General features: G+C 62.1%; 2 protein-coding genes. One reads left to right on the forward strand and one right to left on the reverse strand.

The features are described 5' to 3' along the window. Positions 1-125: 125 nt before the first annotated feature. On the forward strand, positions 126-1898 hold the full coding sequence (locus tag EOA27_RS32560; protein ID WP_126082607.1) for a PAS domain S-box protein: 1773 nt from the start codon (positions 126-128) through the stop codon (positions 1896-1898). Positions 1899-1921: 23 nt separating this feature from the next. Here EOA27_RS32560 and EOA27_RS32565 read toward each other — a convergent pair whose 3' ends face one another. Next, positions 1922-2230 (reverse strand): hypothetical protein, encoded by a 309-nt coding sequence (locus EOA27_RS32565; RefSeq protein WP_127249416.1) that lies wholly within the window; start codon positions 2228-2230, stop codon positions 1922-1924. Between the last annotated feature and the right edge of the window lie 66 nt (positions 2231-2296).

Below are 2296 nucleotides of genomic sequence, written 5' to 3' on the forward strand. Positions count from 1 at the left end.
AGCCTGAGGAGGGCTCCATCGGAGCCCTCCCGAAGCAAGCTAGCAAGACACCGCCCGCAGCTGAGGGAACCATGCGGCGCGTCCGGAGTTCCTACGCAGCTCAACGCGGTAGTAGCAGGACATACATGGGAAAGGTTAACCCGGCCGGGTTGGCAGACGACCTTGAGACCTCAGCAGTCAATTATGAAGACTTCTTCGAAAACGCTGCAGTCGGCCTGCACGTCGTCGACGGGGACGGCCTCATCGTTCATGCGAATTCCGCCGAATTGAGTCTGTTGGGCTATGAACCCGGCGACTACATCGGCCATGAGATCGCTGGCTTCTACGAAGAGGAAGCTGTCATCCACGACATCATGGATCGCCTCAAACGCGGCGAGAAGGTTCACCGCTATCCCGCGCGGCTGAAGGCCCGGGACGGGTCGATCAAACACGTGGAAGTCAGTTCGAGTGGGTACTTCAAGGACGGCCAACTGGTCCATACCCGCTGCTTCACCGTCGACGTGACGCCCCTGAAGACGGCCGAGCGAGCTTTGGGTCAACAGGAGGCCCGATTCAACCAGATCCTGGATGCGCTACCGGTGGCGATCTACACGACGGACGCTAAGGGGAAGATCACCTACTACAATCGAGCGGCGGCCGAGTTGGCTGGCCGCGAGCCAAAGATCGGCAAGGATGAATGGTGTGTGACGTTTCGGCTCTTCACCCCAGACGGCGAGCCGCTGCCTCACGACCAATGTCCGATGGCGATCGCACTCAACGAAAATCGGCCGGTGCGTGGCGTCGAGGCTATCGCACAGCGGCCGGACGGGTCGCTCTTCCCGTTCATGCCGTTCCCGACACCTTTGCTCAACGAGCATGGCGAGCTGATCGGCGCGGTCAACATGTTGTTCGATCTCACTGACCGGAAGCGGGGCGAGGATGCTGCCCAGCACCTCTCGGCGGTTGTTGAGTCCTCGTTCGATGCGATCATAAGCAAGAACCTCGGCGGCTTCATCAAAACCTGGAACCAGGGTGCTGAGCGGCTTTTCGGCTACACCGCAGAGGAGGCTGTTGGCAAGCACATTACGATGCTGTTCCCGCCCGAGTATCGAGACGAAGAGGCCATGATCATCGAGCGGATCCGCAACGGTGACCGGGTCGAGAGTTTCGAAACCATCCGTCGCCGCAAGGACGGCACCGACATTCCCGTCTCCCTCACGATCTCTCCCGTGCGCGACGGCGCCGGCCGTATCGTCGGCGCCTCCAAGATCGCCCGCGACATCACATCCGCGAAGGAAAGCGAGGAGCGCATCCGCATGCTGATGCGCGAAGTCAACCACCGGGTGAAAAACCAGTACGCTGTGATCCTGTCGATGATCCGCGAGACCAACAAACGCTCGGGGAGCCCTGACGTTTTCGAGAAGCAGGTCCGTGAGCGCATCATGGCGCTGTCGAGATCTCACGACCTGCTTGTATCCGCCGACTGGAAGGGTGCGACGGTGGCAGATCTTCTGCTGGCCCAGGCCAAGCCGTTCGGACGCGAGGACGCCATCGGCCTGCACGGCCCTGCCCTGGTCCTAACCCCCAACGCTGTACAGTATCTCGGGATCGCCTTTCATGAACTGTGCACCAACTCCGCCAAGTACGGGGTGCTGTCCGGCCGCAAGGGCTCGATCACGCTGAACTGGAAAGTGACTGACGAGGACGGCGACCGCACGTTCCAACTGACGTGGACCGAGAAGGATGGGCCCCGGGTCAAGGCTATCGCCCATGATGGATTCGGTACCGTCGTGCTCAACCGGGTGGCGCCGGCGGCGCTGAACGGGACTGGCGGGGTGACCTATGATGCTGACCAGGTGGTCTGGGCGCTCCAGGCGCCCCTTTCCTATGTAGAAGCGTTCCAGCGCGGGGCAGCGTAGTGCGGTAGGCCCCACCTCCATAATTAGGCAGGGTCAGCGGGGGCATCTTTGGTCCGGCCGACCTGGCGCGCGAGCTCGGCAAAGGGCGGCACGCCGGTCTCGTCCTGCGACAGGTTGGCCAGTTGCAGCAGTCGTAGCGGAAAGCAGATCGCCTCCCGGTGGGCCGGCGACATATCTTCGTACACACGCTCGTCGGCGGTGACGGACGCTTCGGCCCTGCGTAGAGCGTCGTCGATGGCGTCAATCGACAGCACGCCATGGTGCACCAGCGCATTGTTGATGGCCGCGACCGCCATCATCAGCCCTTCAAGCTGCAGGTTGGCGACGTTCATCGGTGGTGCTTGACATAGGCGCCGGGTTGACGGCCGCCCTTGGGCGCCTTGGCATCTTTGGAATGC

Origin of the sequence: Mesorhizobium sp. M2A.F.Ca.ET.037.01.1.1, assembly GCF_003998075.1 — a bacterium.
Taxonomy (GTDB): Bacteria; Pseudomonadota; Alphaproteobacteria; order Rhizobiales; family Rhizobiaceae; genus Mesorhizobium.